At 67.8% G+C, this 594-nt stretch carries 1 protein-coding gene; it reads left to right on the top strand.

The features are described from left to right. Positions 1-556 (top strand): hypothetical protein (locus tag AC1DQC_RS20045; protein WP_477052981.1); only part of this gene is annotated, 556 nt, incomplete at its 5' end. Between the last annotated feature and the right edge of the window lie 38 nt (positions 557-594).

Below are 594 nucleotides of genomic sequence, written 5' to 3'. Positions count from 1 at the left end.
CGCCTACACATTCCTCGCACTGATCCTGGGCAGTTGCGCTGCGCTGGTGCTGCGCAACACAATCGGCGCGATGGTGCTGACGCTGGTCGCGATGGCGGCGGTACTCGTCGGGTTCCAGGTCGGTGCACGCCMGCACTACGCGACGGCCACCGTCGAGGTGCGGCACCTCGATCTGTCGAACCAGTTCCTCGCCTATCCGCGAGACACCCCGAACCTGACGTCCTGGCTGCTGGATTGGGGCTACGTCGACGCCGCGGGCAGATCGGTGGCGATCGACTTCTCCCGGTGCGCGACCGTCGGCTCCGACCCAGACTGGCAACAGCGACCCGACGAAACGTTCGCCCAGTACGAGACCCGCCAGGACGCCCTCGAGGTAGTGGCGCAACGCGAACACGCCGACTGCGTCCGCGCACAGGGTGCGGACCGCCACGAGATCAGGTTCCACCCCGACAACCTGCTTCGGCGATTCCAGCTGATCGAAGCGGCTCTGGCACTGGCACTCTCGGTCGTCCTGTTCGTCCCGTCGTTGTGGGCGCTGCGCAGACTTCGCCCCTGACGCGCACCGTGGGCGGTCTCGGCGGCACGGCGCCGAGT

The organism is Cellulomonas sp. P4_H12 (assembly GCF_056400905.1).
This window is presented reverse-complemented; position numbering and strand designations above follow the sequence as displayed.